At 59.7% G+C, this 18245-nt stretch carries 16 protein-coding genes and 1 rRNA gene; 12 read left to right on the forward strand and 5 right to left on the reverse strand.

Annotated elements, in window-relative coordinates; all coding sequences use genetic code 11:
• From B7L09_RS32140 to aptA, 3 genes are all read right to left on the reverse strand, one after another.
• Positions 1-72, reverse strand: a 16S ribosomal RNA gene (locus tag B7L09_RS32140); the annotation flags it as partial.
• A gap of 625 nt (positions 73-697) precedes the next feature.
• Positions 698-2191, reverse strand: a complete 1494-nt coding sequence (locus tag B7L09_RS13775; RefSeq protein WP_094469263.1) for a CoA-acylating methylmalonate-semialdehyde dehydrogenase — start codon at positions 2189-2191, stop codon at positions 698-700.
• A 64-nt stretch (positions 2192-2255) separates the two neighbouring features.
• Positions 2256-3605, reverse strand: coding sequence for an omega-aminotransferase AptA (gene aptA, locus B7L09_RS13780; RefSeq protein ID WP_094469264.1), 1350 nt, complete (start codon positions 3603-3605; stop codon positions 2256-2258).
• Positions 3606-3743: 138 nt separating this feature from the next.
• Here aptA and B7L09_RS13785 point away from each other — a divergent pair, with 138 nt between their 5' ends.
• From B7L09_RS13785 to B7L09_RS13810, 6 genes are all read left to right on the forward strand, one after another.
• Entirely contained in the window at positions 3744-4664 is a 921-nt protein-coding gene (locus tag B7L09_RS13785) for a LysR family transcriptional regulator (protein ID WP_094469265.1), read from the forward strand.
• Between the two features lie 209 nt (positions 4665-4873).
• A complete protein-coding gene (locus B7L09_RS13790; protein ID WP_094469266.1) occupies positions 4874-5524 on the forward strand; it encodes a TetR/AcrR family transcriptional regulator in 651 nt (216 codons plus the stop codon).
• A gap of 7 nt (positions 5525-5531) precedes the next feature.
• The gene (locus tag B7L09_RS13795) at positions 5532-6113 is read left to right on the forward strand and encodes an IMPACT family protein (protein WP_094469267.1); all 582 of its coding nucleotides are present in this window, start codon (positions 5532-5534) and stop codon (positions 6111-6113) included.
• A gap of 532 nt (positions 6114-6645) precedes the next feature.
• Complete coding sequence (locus tag B7L09_RS13800; RefSeq protein ID WP_094469268.1) at positions 6646-8211, forward strand: ABC transporter ATP-binding protein; 1566 nt, start codon at positions 6646-6648, stop codon at positions 8209-8211.
• Between the two features lie 11 nt (positions 8212-8222).
• Positions 8223-9329, forward strand: coding sequence for an ABC transporter permease (locus tag B7L09_RS13805; protein WP_094469269.1), 1107 nt, complete (start codon positions 8223-8225; stop codon positions 9327-9329).
• The gene (locus B7L09_RS13810; protein ID WP_094469270.1) at positions 9329-10255 is read left to right on the forward strand and encodes an ABC transporter permease; all 927 of its coding nucleotides are present in this window, start codon (positions 9329-9331) and stop codon (positions 10253-10255) included. Before B7L09_RS13805 ends, B7L09_RS13810 begins: the two co-directional genes overlap by 1 nt.
• 76 nt (positions 10256-10331) lie before the next feature.
• Here B7L09_RS13810 and B7L09_RS13815 read toward each other — a convergent pair whose 3' ends face one another.
• The gene (locus tag B7L09_RS13815; RefSeq protein WP_094469271.1) at positions 10332-10766 is read right to left on the reverse strand and encodes a hypothetical protein; all 435 of its coding nucleotides are present in this window, start codon (positions 10764-10766) and stop codon (positions 10332-10334) included.
• Positions 10767-10849: 83 nt separating this feature from the next.
• Between B7L09_RS13815 and B7L09_RS13820 the strand changes: the two genes are divergently transcribed.
• The 3 genes from B7L09_RS13820 to B7L09_RS13830 all read left to right on the forward strand — a co-directional run bounded on the left by B7L09_RS13820 (position 10850) and on the right by B7L09_RS13830 (position 13457).
• Complete coding sequence (locus B7L09_RS13820; RefSeq protein ID WP_094469279.1) at positions 10850-11200, forward strand: MerR family transcriptional regulator; 351 nt, start codon at positions 10850-10852, stop codon at positions 11198-11200.
• A 25-nt stretch (positions 11201-11225) separates the two neighbouring features.
• Positions 11226-11912 carry an SDR family oxidoreductase gene (locus B7L09_RS13825; protein WP_094469272.1) on the forward strand — a complete coding sequence of 229 codons (687 nt, stop codon included), beginning with the start codon at positions 11226-11228 and terminating at the stop codon, positions 11910-11912.
• A gap of 186 nt (positions 11913-12098) precedes the next feature.
• Positions 12099-13457, forward strand: coding sequence for an 8-oxoguanine deaminase (locus B7L09_RS13830; RefSeq protein ID WP_094469273.1), 1359 nt, complete (start codon positions 12099-12101; stop codon positions 13455-13457).
• 120 nt (positions 13458-13577) lie between these two features.
• On the opposite strand, the gene B7L09_RS13835 is transcribed toward B7L09_RS13830, so the two are convergent.
• Complete coding sequence (locus B7L09_RS13835; RefSeq protein ID WP_094469274.1) at positions 13578-14666, reverse strand: calcium:cation antiporter; 1089 nt, start codon at positions 14664-14666, stop codon at positions 13578-13580.
• Between the two features lie 297 nt (positions 14667-14963).
• On the opposite strand from B7L09_RS13835, the gene B7L09_RS13840 reads away from it, so the two are divergent.
• From B7L09_RS13840 to B7L09_RS13855, 3 genes are all read left to right on the forward strand, one after another.
• Positions 14964-16046, forward strand: coding sequence for a BMP family ABC transporter substrate-binding protein (locus B7L09_RS13840; RefSeq protein ID WP_094469275.1), 1083 nt, complete (start codon positions 14964-14966; stop codon positions 16044-16046).
• Positions 16047-16207: 161 nt separating this feature from the next.
• Positions 16208-17173, forward strand: a complete 966-nt coding sequence (locus B7L09_RS13850) for an isopenicillin N synthase family dioxygenase (RefSeq protein WP_094469277.1) — start codon at positions 16208-16210, stop codon at positions 17171-17173.
• An 82-nt stretch (positions 17174-17255) separates the two neighbouring features.
• Positions 17256-18209, forward strand: coding sequence for an adenosine deaminase (locus B7L09_RS13855; RefSeq protein ID WP_094469278.1), 954 nt, complete (start codon positions 17256-17258; stop codon positions 18207-18209).
• Positions 18210-18245: the final 36 nt, after the last annotated feature.

Here is an 18245-nt window from a genome sequence, read left to right on the forward strand (position 1 = left end):
CTACCGCTCGACTTGCATGTGTTAGGCCTGCCGCCAGCGTTCAATCTGAGCCATGATCAAACTCTTCAGTTCAAACATCTTTGGGTTTTTAAGAAACCCTAAACTTGGCTCAGCAATCGTTGGTTACATCTTTGATTTCTCGCGGAGTAACTTGTGATGCTGATAATCTTGTTGACTATCAGTCTGACTCCACAAGCACCCACACGAATTGCTTGATTCAGTTGTTAAAGAGCGGTTGGTTAAGATCTTTCGTCTCAACCGAGGCGCGCATTCTACAGCAGCCTCATTTGCTGTCAAGTGATTATTTTCAGAAGTTTTCGAAGATTCCTTTGCAACTTCAACCACTTGCGCTTCCGATCTCTCGTTAGCGGGAGGCGAATTCTACAGCGTTACTCGCTGCTGTCAACACCTCTTTTTCTCCGCTTTCGACCGAGAAGATCGAACCGTCAATAGAGCCAAACAACACTGCCCTACCAACTCCTTCTGGGCTTCGATGAACTGAAGCAACTCGCTGTCGAACTCTGCATAACTCTTTGTTTACCAACGAGTTTTCCGTTTCGACTGCGCCGGAAGTGGGGCGAATTATAGACTTCCAGAATTTGCCGTCAACACCTTTTTCATATTTCTGTCATATAGGTCAAAAAGGCCACAAAACGCAAAAGCCGGCCCCAAGGGGCCGGCCTTTTTCCCTTCTTACTTACAAACTAGGGAATGCGAATTGCGACGCTTCATGGCTCGCACGCTGCGGCCAGCGCTGGGTAATGGCCTTGCGACGGGTGTAGAAACGCACACCATCCGGGCCATACGCATGCAGATCGCCAAACAGCGAACGCTTCCAGCCACCGAAGCTGTGATAAGCCACCGGCACCGGCAACGGTACGTTGACGCCGACCATNCCGACTTCAATCTCGTCACAGAACAGGCGCGCCGCCTCCCCATCACGGGTGAAGATGCAGGTGCCATTGCCATACTCGTGATCATTGATCAGTTGCATCGCCGCTTCCAGGCTATCAACTCGCACCACACACAACACCGGCCCAAAGATCTCTTCTTTATAGATGCGCATCTCAGGGGTCACACGGTCAAACAGGCAGCCACCCAGGAAGAAGCCTTCCTCATGACCGGCAACGCTCAAACCACGACCATCAACCACCAGGGACGCGCCCGAAGAAACGCCGTCTTCTATATAGCCACTGACCTTATCGCGAGCCTGCCCGGAAACCAGTGGCCCCATGTCCAGCCCACAAGAAGTGCCTGCACCGATCTTCAGTGCCTTGACCTGCGGCACCAGCTTGGCAATCAACGCATCCGCCACCTGGTCACCCACGCACACGGCCACCGAGATCGCCATACAGCGCTCACCGCAGGACCCATACGCCGCGCCCATCAAGGCGCTCACGGCGTTATCCAGATCCGCATCCGGCATCAGCACTGCGTGGTTCTTCGCCCCACCCAGCGCCTGCACGCGTTTGCCGCGTTTGGTCGCTTCGGAGTAGATGTATTCGGCAATCGGCGTCGACCCTACAAAGCTCAACGCTTTCACTTCCGGCGCTTCGATCAGCGCGTCCACTGCCGCCTTGTCGCCATGCACCACACTCAGCACACCTTTAGGCAGGCCGGCTTCGATCAATAGTTGAGCGATCAACAGCGTCGAACTTGGATCACGCTCCGAGGGTTTNAGGATGAAACAGTTACCGCAGACGATCGCCAGTGGATACATCCACAACGGCACCATGGCCGGGAAGTTGAACGGAGTAATACCGGCCACCACGCCCAACGGCTGNAAGTCCGACCAGGCATCAATGTTCGGGCCGACGTTACGGCTGTACTCGCCCTTGAGGATTTCCGGCGCTGCGCAGGCGAACTCAACGTTCTCGATACCGCGCTTCAGTTCACCAGCAGCGTCTTCCAAGGTCTTGCCATGCTCTTCGCTGATCAACTGCGAGATACGTGCCTCGTTCTGCTCCAGCAATTGCTTGAAACGAAACATCACCTGAGCACGCTTGGCCGGTGGGGTATTACGCCAGGCCGGGAACGCAGCCTTGGCCGAGTCGATGGCTTTTTGAATGGTTTCGCGGCTGGCCAACGGCAGCTTGTGGATGGCCTTGCCGGTGGACGGGTTGAACACGTCAGCCGTGCGACCGTCTTCGGTCACCAGTTCGCCATTGATCAAATGCGGGATAAGGCTCATGCGGGGCTCCAGAAAAGTTGTCCACAGGCGCCCGTCAAAGGGCGCCTCTATATAGAAGGGAAAATCAGTCGATTTTGTTCAGCACTTCGCCGACCGCGTCGAACAGACGATCAAGGTCTTGCGGCTTGCTGTTGAAGGTTGGGCCGAACTGCAGGGTGTCGCCGCCGAAGCGCACGTAGAATCCGGCTTTCCACAGAGCCATGCCGGCTTCGAACGGACGCACGATGGCGTCGCCATCACGCGGTGCGATTTGGATCGCGCCCGCCAGGCCGTAGTTACGAATGTCGATGATGTTTTTCGAGCCCTTCAGGCCGTGCAGCGCATTTTCGAAATGTGGCGCGACTTCGGCTACGCTCTGCACCAGGTTTTCTTTCTGCAACAGGTCCAACGCCGCCAGGCCAGCGGCGCAAGCCACTGGGTGCGCCGAGTAGGTGTAGCCGTGGGGGAATTCCACCGCGTACTCCGGCGTCGCCTGGTTCATGAAGGTCTGGTAGATCTCGCTGCTGGCAATCACCGCGCCCATCGGGATCGCGCCATTGGTGACTTGCTTGGCGATGCACATCAGGTCCGGGGTCACACCGAAGCTGTCAGCACCGAACATCGAGCCGGTACGGCCGAAACCGGTGATCACTTCATCGAACACCAACAGGATATTGTGCTGATCGCAGATTTCGCGCAGACGCTTCAGATAACCCTGCGGCGGAACCAGCACGCCAGCGGAGCCGGCCATCGGCTCGACAAACACCGCAGCGATGTTCGACGCGTCATGCAATTCGATCAGTTTGAGCAGCTCATCGGCCAAGGCGATACCGCCCAGCTCCGGCATGCCACGGGAGAAGGCATTGCTCGCCAGCAAGGTGTGAGGCAGGTGGTCAACATCCATCANNNCCTGACCAAACAGCTTACGGTTGCCGTTGACGCCACCGAGGCTGGTGCCGGCGATGTTCACGCCGTGATAACCACGGGCGCGGCCGATCATTTTGGTCTTGGTCGCCTGGCCCTTCAGGCGCCAGTAAGCGCGCACCATCTTCACTGCGGTATCGGCGCACTCGGAGCCGGAATCAGTGAAGAACACGTGGTTCAGGTTGCCTGGGGTCAGGTCGGTAATTTTCTCNGCCAGTTGGAATGACAATGGATGACCGTATTGGAAGCCCGGGGAGTAGTCCAGGGTGCCCAATTGCTTGGACACAGCTTCCTGGATTTCCTTGCGGGTGTGCCCTGCGCCGCACGTCCACAGGCCCGACAATGAGTCGTACACCTTGCGGCCCTTGTCATCGGTCAACCAGCTGCCTTCGGCGGCCACGATCAGGCGCGGGTCACGCTGGAAGTTACGGTTGGCGGTGTAGGGCATCCAGTGAGCATCGAGCTTGAGCTGGCTGGCCAAAGGAGATCGGGCGTTTTCGGGCAAGTTCATGGGCAAAACCTCGCAGGGCAATAAGCGGCATAGAGATCAAAAGCGTTCTTGCAGCTAAATTGCCACGGGGATAAAGTCGGTGAAATTCAACTCTTCTAACCTTCAGTCAGCCCCCCACTAAACTTTGAGTATTAGAGCATGAGCAGCCGTCGCCCCGATCCACTGGCGCAAGTCAGTGACTTTGATATCCGCCTGCTTCGGATCTTTCGCAGTGTGGTGGAGTGCGGCGGCTTCTCGGCAGCGGAAACCGTACTGGGTATCGGCCGCTCGGCTATCAGCCAGCAAATGAGCGACCTGGAGCAACGCCTCGGATTAAGGCTGTGCCAACGCGGGCGCGCCGGGTTCTCCCTGACCGAAGAAGGCCGTGAGGTTTATCAATCGGCCCTGCAGCTATTGAGTGCCCTGGAAAGTTTTCGCACTGAGGTGAACGGACTGCACCAGCATTTGCGCGGCGAGTTGATCATCGGCCTCACCGACAACCTCGTCACCCTGCCCCANATGCGCATCACCCATGCCTTGGCACAACTGAAGGAACGCGGCCCGGACGTGCANATTCAGATNCGCATGATCGCNCCCAACGAAGTCGAACAAGGNGTGCTCGACGGTCGACTGCATGTCGGNGTGGTGCCGCAAGCCAGCGCGCTGTCGGGGCTGGAATATCAGCCGCTTTATAGCGAACGCTCGTTGCTGTATTGCGCAGTGGGTCATCCGTTGTTTTATGTCGACGATAAACAACTGAATGACGAGCGCCTCAATAGCCAGGACGCCATCGCGCCGACCTTCCGTTTGCCCGCGGAAATCCAGGCCCATTACCAGGCGCTCAATTGCACCGCCAGTGCCTCGGACCGTGAGGGCATGGCGTTCCTGATCCTGACCGGACGCTTCATCGGCTACCTGCCGGACCACTACGCCAGCCTCTGGGTGCAACAAGGCCGATTGCGTGCGCTGAAACCCAAGGCGCGTTTTTATGACCTGAGCCTCGCATCGGTCACCCGCAAGGGCCGGCGCCCGCATTTGGTGCTGGAAAGTTTTCTGGAGAGTCTGGCCGCGACACGCTAGGTTTTATCGTGTCGGGACTTGTCTGGAGCCTGTGGGTGCGCTCGGTGTTTCAGCTGCATTAATGTCGACTGACCCGCATTTGGTGCTGGAAAGTTTTCTGGAGAGTCTGGCCGCGACACGCTAGGTTTTATCGTGTCGGGACTTGTCTGGAGCCTGTGGGTGCGCTATCAACGCAGTGGCTACACCCATCCACTTGTCCGGAAGTGCCTATGACCTTTGAAGTCCCCGCTCACGGCGGCAAACCCGCCAGCCGCATTCGTCAGAAGAACGAAGAGACCATCATCAAAGCCGCCGAAGACGAGTTCGCGCGCCATGGCTACAAAGGCACCAGCATGAACACCATTGCCCTGAATGCCGGGTTGCCCAAGGCCAACTTGCATTATTACTTCACCAACAAACTCGGTTTGTACGTGGCGGTGTTGAGCAACATCCTTCAGTTGTGGGACAGCACCTTCAACACCTTGACTGCCGAGGACGATCCGGCCGAAGCACTGACCCGATACATCCGCGCCAAAATGGAATTCTCCCGTCGCCATCCGCAAGCTTCGCGGATCTTCGCCATGGAAATCATCAGTGGCGGCGAATGCCTTACCGAATATTTCAGCCAGGACTACCGCGCCTGGTTCAGCGGTCGGGCAGCCGTGTTCCAGGCCTGGATCGACGCCGGCAAGATGGACCCCATCGACCCCGTGCACCTGATCTTCCTGCTGTGGGGCAGCACCCAGCANTACGCCGACTTCGCCACCCAGATCTGCCGTGTCACCGGGCGCACCAAGCTGACCAAGCAAGACATGGAAGACGCCGGCACCAACCTGATCCACATCATTCTCAAGGGCTGCGGCCTCACGCCAGCTATCTAAGACACTTATGCCTTTCACCCTCAGCGGTTTTTGCGAATACCGCGAAGAGATTCGCAAAAGCCGTTTCATCACTTTCGCCGCGCCGATCGCAAGCCCCGCTGAAGCCCAGGCGTTCATCGATCGGCACAGCGACTTGAATGCCNCGCACAACTGCTGGGCCTGGAAACTGGCCGACCAGTACCGCAGCAATGACGATGGTGAGCCCGGCGGCACTGCCGGGCGACCGATTCTGGCGGCCATCGAAGCGCAGGATTGCGATCAGGTCGCGGTGTTGGTGATTCGTTGGTATGGCGGCATTCAATTGGGCACCGGCGGCCTCGCCCGGGCCTATGGCGGCGGCGCGAACAAGTGCCTGCAAGGCGCGGAGAAAGTCGAGCTGATCAGTCGGGTGCCGGTGAGCTGTGCCTGTGCGTTTGGTGAATTGGCGCTGGTGAAACTGCGCGTCGCGGAATCGGGCGGTTTAGTGGTGGAAGAAACCTTCACCGCCAACGGCGTGGAATTGCAATTGGCGATCGGCGAAGAGCACATCACGACCCTGCAAACTCAGCTCGCAGACCTGAGTCGCGGGCGCATTGTGTTGCAGCACTGATCGCACCAACACCGTTCACTGCCCTTTCATCGAGCCTGTTCACTTGCCCACATCTGCTGTGCACCCGGCTGTGGATAACCTGAGCACATCCTGCTGTAACCCTTCTGTCATGCGGCTTTGCGGGCTTTGCTCATTTTTCGTCCAATTTTCCACACAAACCACTAATCCCAATAAAAAACAAACAGTTAGCGCCGGTTATCACCTTTAGAAGATAGCCGCACAGTGCTTATGCCCGCGCTTTCGGCTTGCGCACAAATACTGTGGAACAACCTGTGGATAACCCGTTCATGGCTGGCGCTGCCCTATATCCGGCATAGGTTGCGGCGTGTTGCTCGTTTTTTGACCAATACCCGGCGAGCAAAATCAGAGCCTGATCAAGCACTTTGCCCCCAAGTAGTGCTTGATCGGGAATCGAAAGATGGCGACGTCCCGCCCTCAATACCTTTGCCAGCAAGGATTTTCAGTTTTCCTGACTCAATGGCCAGGAAATTGCTTTATCCACAGGCATAACTTCTAGCGACCCGAGCCTGTCATGCCCAACCCCGTGCCGATCCCCGATCAAACGCCTCGCCTGCAACTGCGCAAAATCAGTAAACGTTACCCCGGCTGCCTGGCCAACGACGCCATCGACCTGAACATTGCTCCCGGTGAAATCCACGCTCTGCTCGGCGAAAACGGCGCGGGAAAAAGTACGTTGATGAAGATCATCTACGGCGTCACCCACGCCGATTCCGGGGAAATGATCTGGCAAGGCCAGCGCGTGAACATGCGCAATCCGGCACAGGCTCGCGCATTGGGGATCGGCATGGTGTTCCAGCATTTCTCGCTGTTCGAAACCCTCAGCGTGGCGCAGAACATTGCCCTGGCAATGGGTGCGGCGGCCGGCACGCCGAAGCAGCTTGAGCCAAAAATTCGTGAAGTCTCCCGACGCTACGGCATGGCGCTGGAACCGGAGCGCCTTGTCCATAGCCTGTCGATCGGCGAGCGGCAACGGGTGGAAATCGTTCGTTGCCTGATGCAGGACATCCGCCTGCTGATTCTCGATGAGCCGACTTCCGTGCTCACGCCGCAGGAGGCCGACGCCCTCTTCATCACCCTGCGCCGGCTCGCGGCCGAGGGTTGCAGCATTCTGTTTATCAGCCACAAGCTCGGCGAGGTGCGCGCGTTATGTCACAGCGCTACGGTGCTGCGCGGCGGTCGGGTGGCTGGGCATTGCGTGCCGGCCGAGTGTTCGGATCAGCAATTGGCGAGGTTGATGGTGGGGGAAGCCGCCGAGCTGATGACCGATTATCCGAAGGTGATCGGCGGTGACGCGTTTTTGAATGTGAGCGGATTGTCGTGGCACAACCCGGACCCGTTCGGCTGCTCCCTGATGGACATCGACCTCACCGTGCGCAGCGGCGAAATCGTCGGTATCGCCGGTGTTGCAGGCAATGGTCAGGATGAATTGCTGGGCCTGCTCAGCGGCGAAGAACGGTTGAGCCGAAACGACAACGGGACGATCCGTTTCATCGGGCAACCGGTCGCCGATTTGCGGCCCGATGCTCGACGCCACCTCGGCCTCGCTTTTGTTCCCGCCGAGCGTCTGGGCCACGGTGCGGTGCCCGAACTGAGCCTCGCCGATAACGCCCTGCTCACCGCGTTTCAACAAGGCCTGGTCAGCAACGGCCTGATTCAGCGCGCCAAGGTCGAAGCTTTGGCGGCAGAAATCATCCGCCGCTTTGGCGTAAAAACACCCGACACCCAAGCGCCAGCCCACAGTCTGTCCGGCGGCAATTTGCAGAAATTCATCCTCGGCCGCGAGATCCTCCAGCAACCGAAATTGCTGGTGGCCGCGCACCCGACGTGGGGCGTGGACGTCGGCGCCGCCGCGACCATTCACCGTGCGTTGATTGCCTTGCGCGATGCCGGCGCGGCGATCCTGGTGATCAGCGAAGACCTCGACGAATTGTTCCAGATCAGCGACCGGCTCGGTGCCTTGTGCAGCGGACGCCTGTCGCCGCTCAAGGCCACGGTCGACACGCGCCTGATCGATGTCGGCGGCTGGATGGCCGGCCAGTTCGACGCCCCTCAATCACTCGCATCCGCATCGGTTTAACGGAGTTTCACATGCTGCTTTCCCTCGAACCCCGTGGCCAGCAATCGCGCCTGATGCTGTGGTGCTCGCCGTTGTTGGCCGCGGCCCTGACATTGGGCTGCGGCTCGCTGCTGTTTGTTGCGCTGGGCCATGATCCGCTGCTTACGCTGTACACCTTGCTGATCGCGCCGGTCAGCGACTTGTACGGCGTCTCGGAGCTGTTAGTCAAAGCCTTGCCGATTCTGCTGTGCGCGCTGGGGCTGGCCGTGGCGTATCAGGCGCGGATCTGGAACATCGGCGCCGAAGGTCAGTTGCTGCTCGGCGCCCTGGCCGGCAGTGCGCTGGCGGTGAACATCATCGGTATGCAAAGTCGCTGGGCGCTGGTGCTGATCCTGCTTGTCGGCACGTTGGCCGGTGCTGCGTGGGGCGGGCTGACGGCTTGGTTGCGCACGCGTTTCAATGCCAACGAAATCCTCACCAGCATCATGCTCAATTACATCGCGCTGAACCTGCTGCTGTTCTGCGTGCATGGGCCGCTGAAGGACCCGGCCGGGTTCAACTTTCCGGAGTCGGCGATGTTCGGCGATGCCAGCCGATTGCCGCTGTTGATGGAAGACGGCCGGGTGCACGCCGGGGTGTATTTCGCCCTGCTCGCATTAGTGGCGGTTTGGGTTTTGCTGCAGAAAAGCTTTGTCGGTTTCCAGATCAAAGTGCTCGGGCTGGACAAGCGCGCGGCGGGTTTCGTCGGGTTTCGCGAGAAGCGGCTGATCTGGCTGGCGCTGCTGATCAGCGGCGGATTGGCGGGGCTGGCCGGGGTGTGTGAAGTCACCGGGCCGATTGGCCAACTGGTGCCGCAAGTCTCGCCGGGGTATGGCTATGCCGCGATCACGGTGGCGTTTCTCGGGCGGCTCAACCCCATCGGCATTCTGTTTTCCAGCCTGCTGATGGCGTTGCTGTACATCGGTGGCGAGAGCGCGCAGATGAGCATGAACCTGCCGCAAGCCATCACCCAGTTGTTCCAGGGAATGATGCTGTTTTTCCTGTTGGCCAGTGACGTGCTGATTCTTTACCGACCGCGTTTGCACCTGCGCTGGACTCGTCGCGCACAAGCCACCGCTGTACACGCAGGAGCGCTGTGATGGATATCGATCTGCTGAGCAATATTTTCTACGCCATGGTCCGTTGCGGTACGCCGTTGCTGCTGGTGGCGCTGGGTGAATTGATCTGCGAGAAAAGCGGCGTCCTGAATCTGGGCCAGGAAGGCATGATGCTGTTTGGCGCGGTGATCGGTTTTATCGTCGCCTTGAACAGCGGCAACCTGTGGCTCGGCGTATTGCTGGCGATGCTCGCCGGGATGCTGTTGTCGTCGTTGTTTGCGCTGGTGGCATTGGTGTTCAACGCCAATCAGGTGGCCACCGGATTGGCACTGACGATTTTCGGCGTGGGCCTGTCGACGTTTGTCGGCGCGGCGTGGGTCGGTAAACCGCTGGCCGGTTTCGAGCCGGTGGCGATTCCTTATTTGAGTGAAATTCCGCTGATCGGGCGGATGCTGTTTGCGCAGGATTTGCTGGTGTATCTGTCGTTCGCGTTGTTTGCGCTGGTGGCGTGGGTGATCCTGAAAAGCCGGATCGGGCTGATCATTCAAGCGGTCGGGGAAAGCCCGGACGCGGCCAGCGCCATGGGTTTGCCGGTGTTGGGCGTCCGTGCGCTGGCGGTGCTGTTTGGCGGCGCGATGGCGGGTTTGGCCGGTGCCTACTTGTCCCTGGCCTACACGCCGATGTGGGCGGAAAACATGAGCGCCGGCCGTGGCTGGATTGCCTTGGCGCTGGTGGTGTTTGCCAGTTGGCGAGTGTGGCGCTTGCTGTTGGGCGCATATCTGTTCGGGCTCGCCAGCATCCTGCACCTGGTGGTGCAGGGGTTGGGACTGGCGATTCCGTCGAGTCTGCTGGCGATGTTGCCGTATGTCGCGACCATCATGGTGTTGGTGCTGCTGTCGCGGGACGCGGTGCGCACACGGTTGTATGCGCCGGTGTCGTTGGGGCAGCCGTGGCACGCGGGGCATTAGCGATCACCTGACCGGCCTCATCCCGAGCAGGCTCGGTCCCACATTAGACCGCGCTCCCAGCAGGCTCGGTCCCACATTAGACCGCGCTCCCCTGTGGGAGCGAGCCTGCTCGCGATGACTGCCTGACCGGCAACACCTGAACCACGCCCCACGCCAATTCAAAGACCAGGAAAATCACCAGCAGCGAACTGGCGCCATGGAGCAAGGCATAAAGCTGCCAAGCCGAAAACAGAAACCGCCCCACCGCGTCATACCGCCCAAACACTTGCTGCGGATCACGAATCCGCAGCACCGCCCAGACACACACAATCGACCCCAGCAGATTCGCCATCAACATGTGCATCGGCTCGAACGGCGGCAACTCGCCCGGCAAATCGAACGCCTGACTCACACTCAACAACACCCCGTGCAACGCGGCAAAACTCCACGGCGTGATAAACGCCGCCGTCACGATCAAGTCATACCAGGCGCTGCCCCGCACCACCCGGCGATATTGCGTTGAAGTCCACATTGGCCTTGCTCCATACATTCAGGGAGCAACAAGGCTAAAGCCTGGAGTATGCTCCAGGGTCAAGCCCCTCTCGAGACGTCATGATGCGCATCGGTGAATTAGCCCAGGCCAGCGCCGTCAGCCGCGACACGCTGCGCTTCTACGAGCAGCGCGGCCTGATCGCCGCTCAACGCAGTGCCAACGGCTATCGCGACTATCCGCCAGACATGGTGCAACTGGTGCTGTACATCAAGACGGCTCAGCGGTTGGGCTTTACCCTCGGCGAGATCGGCAACAGCGTCGCCACGATATGGCAATCGCCGGATCCCGACAGCGCCGTCACGCAGTTGCTGCAAGACAAACTCAAGCTGATTGAAACCCGTATGGACGAACTCAGTGCATTGCGCCACGAGTTGCAACAACGGCTCGGTCAGCGTTGTCCACTGAGTCCATGATCCTCATTTATCAAGGAAGCCACTCATGTCCAAGGCAAAAACCGCACTCATCATCGGTGCCTCCCGGGGCCTGGGCCTCGGCCTGGTGAAAACCCTGCTGGCCGACGGCTGGCAAGTCACCGCCACCGTGCGCAACCCGCAGAACGCCGAGGCGCTACAAGCGTTGGGCAAGGTGCGGATCGAGAAGCTCGACATGGACGATCAGCAGGCGGTCATCACCTTGAGTCAACAGCTCAAGGGCGAAGTGTTCGACCTGCTGTTCGTGAATGCCGGGGTCAAGGGGCCGGACGTTCAGACGCCGGGCGGCGCGACGTTGGCCGAGGTTGGTCAATTGTTCTTCACCAACGCCGTGGCGCCGATCAACCTGGCACAACGTTTTGCCGGGCAGATTCGCCCGGAGACCGGCGTGCTGGCGTTCATGAGTTCGGTGTTGGGCAGCGTGACCATGCCGGACGCGCCGGAGCTGGCGTTGTACAAGGCCAGTAAAGCGGCGCTGAATTCCATGACCAACAGCTTTATCACCCAACTGGGCGACCACAAACTCACCGTGCTGTCGCTGCACCCGGGCTGGGTGAAGACCGACATGGGCGGCGAAAACGCACAGATTGATGTGGAAACCAGTACGCGTGGGTTGGTCGATCAGGTGAATGCGTACACCGGCAAGGGCGGGCATCACTTCGTGAACTACCGGGGCGAAACCATTCCCTGGTAACAAACACAAAACCTGTGGGAGCGANNCAGCTCCCACAGAGATCGGGGTTGTTCTGTCGGGCCGGGCTTGCCGGCCAGGCGGTTTTGTTTGAAACTCCGCACCTCGCCCTTGCGGCGACCCTGGATCAGCAGACAGGGTAATCACTGAGCTGGCAAACCTGAACCCATCATTCAGAGGAGCCGGCCAATGCCTGCGACCCGTATCTGGTTAAAAAATCCCCTCGCCATTTTCACTGCCAATGACCTCGATGCCCGTGGCGGTCTGGTTGTGCAAGACGGCGTGATCGTCGAAGTGCTCGCCGCTGGCCAGCAACCTTCCGCGCCCTGCGGACACGTCTTCGATGCCCGCGAACATGTGATCCTGCCGGGTCTGATCAACACCCATCACCATTTCTATCAAACCCTGACACGCGCCTGGGCGCCGGTCGTCAATCAGCCGTTGTTCCCGTGGCTGAAAACCCTGTATCCGGTTTGGGCACGGCTAACCCCTGAAAAACTCGCCCTGGCCTCAAAAGTCGCGCTCGCGGAACTGCTGCTCTCGGGCTGTACCACGGCAGCCGATCACCACTACCTGTTTCCCGACGGTCTGGAAAATGCCATCGACGTGCAAGTCGAAAGCGTNCGCGAACTGGGCATGCGCGCCATGTTGACGCGCGGCTCCATGAGCCTGGGTGAAAAGGACGGCGGCCTGCCACCGCAGCAGACCGTCCAGGAAGGCGAAGTGATCCTCGCGGACAGCCAGCGCTTGATCGCCGAGTACCACGAGCGTGGCGATGGTGCGCAAATCCAGATCGCTCTGGCACCGTGCTCGCCGTTTTCGGTGACACCGGAAATCATGNAAGCCAGTGCCGAACTGGCCAACAGCCTCGACGTGCGCCTGCACACTCACCTGGCGGAAACCCTNGACGAGGAAGACTTCTGCCTGCAGCGTTTCGGCCTGCGCACCGTGGATTATCTCGACAGTGTCGGCTGGCTCGGCCCACGCACCTGGCTGGCCCATGGCATTCACTTCAACCCGGATGAAATCGCGCGCCTGGGGGCTGCAGGCACGGGTATCTGCCATTGCCCGAGTTCAAATATGCGCCTGGCTTCCGGAATCTGCCCGACCCTGGACCTGCTTGCCGCCGGTGCGCCCATTGGCCTTGGCGTGGACGGTTCGGCGTCCAACGATGCCTCGAACATGATGCTCGAAACCCGTCAGGCGCTTTACATCCAGCGGCTGCGTTATGGCGCGGAGAAGATCACCCCGGAAGGCGTGCTGGGCTGGGCGACCAAGGGCTCGGCGCAACTGCTGGGGCGTACGGACATCGGTGAGCTGGCGGTGGGCAAGCAGGCGGACCTGGCGCTGTTCAAGCTGGATGAACTGCGGTTCTCCGGCAGTCATGATCCGGTGTCGGCGTTGCTGCTGTGTGGCGCCGACCGTGCGGACAGGGTGATGATTGGCGGCAAATGGCGAGTCATCGACGGCCAGGTTGANGGGCTGGATCTTAAAGGCTTGATTGCCGATCACAGCCAGGCGGCTCGGCAGCTCATCGCCGGGATCTGACACACCACCAACCCTGTGGGAGCGGGCTTGCCCGCGATGGCGGCCTGTCAGCCAACAAATGTGTTGAATGTGACGGCCTCGTCGCGGGCAAGCCCGCTCCCACAATATTTTGTGGTGGTCTTATAGGCCCAGCAACGACAGCATGATGAACGTCGCAAACAGCACAAAATGCGTCATGCCTTCGATGGCATTGGTTTCGCCATCGTTGAGGTTGATCGCGCTGACGACCAGCGTGATCAACACCATCACGGTCTGCACCGGCGTCATCGCCATCTGGAACGGCTGGCCGGTGTAAAGCGCCATGGCCTCCATCACCGGCACCGTCAGAATCACCGTCGACAATGACGCGCCCATGGCGATGTTGACCACCGATTGCATGCGGTTGGCCAAGGCCGCGCGCAATGCCGTCAGAATCTCCGGCGCCGCAGAAATGGCCGCCACCAGAATCGCCGTGATGACCGGCGGTGCGCCGGTGCCTTCCAGGCCCAGGTCGAGGGTCTTGGACATCACCTCGGCCAGCGCGCCAATCACCACAACGCCGAACACCAACGTGCCGATACTCAGCGCCAGATTGACTGGTTCAGGTTCCTCTTCCGGGATTTTCCTGCGGCGTTTTTCCGGGTAGCTGTAGCTGAAGAAATAGCTGTGCGGCCCTACCTGCATGCGCAGAAACAAGGTGTAGAGCACCACCATCGCGCCGATGGTGAAGGCCGAGTAAATTTTCCAGTCAGCCTCTGGGATAAATTCCGGCACCACCATCGACACGCCCATCGCGGTGAGGATCATCACACTGTAAGTACGTGCCGAATCGTCGTTGTAGGACTGCTCGCCATGCTTGATGCCGCCCATCAATGCGGCCAGGCCGAGGATGCCGTTGATATCGAGCATCACCGCCGAATAGATGGTGTCACGCACCAACGTGGGCGACGGCTCGTTGCTCATCATGATCGCCAGGATCACCACCTCCACCAGCACGGCGGCGAGCGTCAGGATCATGGTGCCGTAAGGGTCGCCGACTTTTTCGGCGAGCAGTTCGGCGTGATGGGCGACGCGCATGGAGGCGGCGACGATGAAGGCAATCAGCACCAGGCCAGCGGTCAGCGCGATGGGCTGGCCGTTGTGCAGCATCCAGTGTTCCAGTGGATAAGCGGCGAGCGCGGCAATCACGGCCAGCAGCAGAAACTTTTCTTGCTTGAGGAGTGTGAGCATCGCGGGCCTTTTTTTGCCGAGTGGAGCGAACAGAGTGATGAGCTACTGACTGCGGGGCGGCGCTAACGTTTCGTTACACCTTAGCGCACCAGTGGATGGCGGCGGTGCCGGGCGATGCACTTTTATTGGCCTCAAGGGCCCCATCGCGGGCAAGCCCGCTCCCACAGATTTGCGCAGCTCATGTGGGAGCGGGCTTGCCCGCGATGGCCATCACACGGTTTCGAATCGTTTGTTGTCCTGTTGGTCAGCAATTTGCATTGCCCCTGCCAACCTCACAACAACATGGAGTTCGAATTCATGCACAAACGTCCGTTGAAGAAGCTGCTTTGCGCCGTCGCCGCGGCCATCGGTCTGAGCGCGAGTATGACCGCCAGTGCCGCCGACCCGCTGAAAGTCGGCTTCGTCTATATCGGCCCGATCGGTGACCACGGCTGGACGTATCAGCATGAACAGGGGCGCAAGGCGCTGGCCGAGAAGTTCGGCACTCAGATCACCACCAATTACGTGGAAAACGTCGCCGAAGGGGCGGATGCCGAGCGGGTGATCCGCAACATGGCCAAGGACAACTACGACCTGATCTTCACCACGTCCTTCGGCTACATGAACCCGACCCTGAAAGTCGCCAAGCAATTTCCCAAGGTGACCTTCGAACACGCCACCGGCTACAAGCAGGACAAGAACCTCGGCACCTACCTGGCGCGCACCTATGAAGGTCGCTACATCGGCGGTTTCCTCGCGGCGAAGATGACCAAGACCAAAAAGATCGGTTACGTCGCGTCCTTCCCGATTCCGGAAGTGATCCGCGACATCAACGCGATTCAGCTGGCCCTGAACAAATACAATCCTGGCACCGAGATCAAGGTGGTGTGGGTCAACTCGTGGTTCGATCCGGGCAAGGAAGCCGACGCCGCCAACGCGCTGATCGATCAGGGCGTCGACGTGGTGTTCCAGCACACCGACAGTCCGGCGCCGATTCAGGCGGCTGAACGTCGTGGCGTGTATGCCGTGGGCTACGCTTCGGACATGGCGCACTTCGGGCCGAAAGCGGTGCTGACGTCGATCGTCAACGACTGGGCCCCGCATTACATTCAGGCGACCCAAAGCGTGCTCGACCACGCGTGGAAGTCGCAGGATTACTGGGGCGGTTTGAAGGAAGGCACGGTTGAGCTGCCGATCAGCGATCTGGTGCCAGCGGCGGTGAAAACCGAAGCCGAGCAGATCATTGCGGACATCAAGAGCGGTGCCTTCCACCCGTTCACCGGGCCGATCAAGGATCAGGCCGGCACCGAGAAAATCCCGGCGGGGGCGACGGCGAGCAATGCGGAACTGGCGTCGATGAACTACTACGTTGAAGGCATGAAGGCCGACATCCCGAAGTAAATTCTGTCAGTTGAAACACAATACCTGTGGGAGCGAGCTTGCTCGCGATAGCGCACTGACATCCAACATCGATGTTGACTGATATGGCCTCATCGCGAGCAAGCTCGCTCCCACAAGGTCCCCCAGTGTTTTCCAGTCTGCGTACACTCCAGGACATCCGCATGAACAGTCTTCCCATCATCGACATCACTGCGCTCTACAGCGAAGACCAGCACGCCTGGAAATCCGTTGCCGCAGAGATCGACCGAGCCTGCCGCGAGTGGGGCTTTTTCTACATCAAGGGTCACCCGATCAGTCCGTCGCGCATCGACGCCGTGCTCGACCATGCCCAACGCTTCTTCGCCTTGCCCACCGCCGAAAAGCTCAAGATCGACATCACCCAGACCCACCATCACCGAGGCTACGGCGCGATCGCCACCGAGCAACTGGACCCGAGCAAACCCAGCGACCTGAAAGAAACCTTCGACATGGGCCTGCACCTGCCGGCCGACCATCCTGAGGTGCTGGCGGAAAAACCGTTGCGCGGTCCCAACCGCCATCCGTCGATGCCCGGTTGGGAAGCGCTGATGGAGCAACACTACATCGACATGCAGGCACTCGCCCAAACGCTGCTACGGGCCATGACTCTGGCGCTGAACATCGAGCGCGACTTCTTCGACACGCGTTTCCATGAGCCGGTCAGCGTCCTGCGGATGATTCACTACCCACCACGCCACACCGCCAGTTCCGAAGAGCAGCAAGGCGCCGGCGCCCACACCGATTACGGCTGCATCACCCTGCTGTACCAGGACGCCGCCGGTGGCTTGCAAGTGCGCAACGTCAAAGGCGAATGGATCGACGCGCCGCCGATCGAAGGCACGTTCGTGGTCAACCTCGGCGACATGATGGCGCGCTGGAGCAACGACCGTTACCTGTCGACGCCGCACCGGGTGATCAGCCCTCTGGGCGTCGATCGCTATTCGATGCCGTTCTTCGCCGAACCGCACCCCGATACGCCCATTGAATGCCTGCCCGGTTGCCAGGACGAAGGGCACCCGGCGAAGTACCCGGCCACCACCTGCGCCGAATTCCTGCTCTCGCGCTTCGCCGAGACCTATGCCTATCGACGGGAGCAGGCCGCTGTGTGATGAACCGGCTGGTCAGGTTTTGCTAATTGTTTCTACGGGCATCTGTAGAATGCTCGCCATCTGCACCTGATGAGAAAAGACTATGTACGACTGGCTGAACGCCCTGCCCAAGGCAGAACTGCACCTGCACCTGGAAGGCTCGCTGGAGCCTGAGTTGCTGTTCGCCCTGGCCGAACGCAACAAGATTGCGCTGCCGTGGAACGACGTCGAAACCCTGCGCAAGGCCTACGCCTTCAACAACCTGCAAGAGTTTCTCGACCTGTATTACAAGGGCGCCGATGTGCTGCGCACCTCCCAGGATTTCTACGACCTGACCTGGGCCTACTTGCTGCGCTGCAAAGAACAGAACGTGATCCACACCGAGCCATTCTTCGATCCGCAAACCCACACCGACCGTGGCGTGCCATTTGAAGTGGTGCTGAACGGCATCGCGGCGGCACTCAAAGATGGCGAACAGCAACTGGGCATCACCAGCGGCTTGATCCTCAGTTTCCTGCGCCATTTGAGTGAAGCCGAAGCCGAGAAAACCCTCGACCAGGCGCTGCCGTTNCGNGAAGCGTTTGTGGCCGTGGGCCTGGACAGTTCGGAAATGGGTCACCCGCCGAGCAAGTTCCAGCGTGTGTTCGACCGTGCCCGTCATGAAGGCTTCCTCACCGTGGCCCACGCCGGCGAAGAAGGCCCGCCCGAGTACATCTGGGAAGCCCTCGACCTGCTGAAAATCCAGCGGATCGACCACGGCGTGCGCGCTATCGAAGACGAGCGTTTGATGCAACGGATCATCGACGAGCAGATCCCGCTGACTGTGTGCCCGTTGTCCAACACCAAGCTGTGCGTGTTCGATGACATGGCTCAACACAACATCCTCGACATGCTTGAGCGTGGCGTGAAAGTGACCGTGAACTCGGATGACCCGGCGTACTTTGGCGGGTATGTGACCGAGAACTTCCATGCGCTGTACACCGACCTGGGCATGACCCAGGATCAGGCCAAGCGTTTGGCTCAGAACAGCCTGGATGCGCGGTTGGTAAAGCCATAAGCAACACCGCATAACCACTGTGGGAGCGGGCTTGCC

The organism is Pseudomonas mandelii, from assembly GCF_002251635.1.
Lineage (GTDB): Bacteria > Pseudomonadota > Gammaproteobacteria > Pseudomonadales > Pseudomonadaceae > Aquipseudomonas > Aquipseudomonas mandelii_B.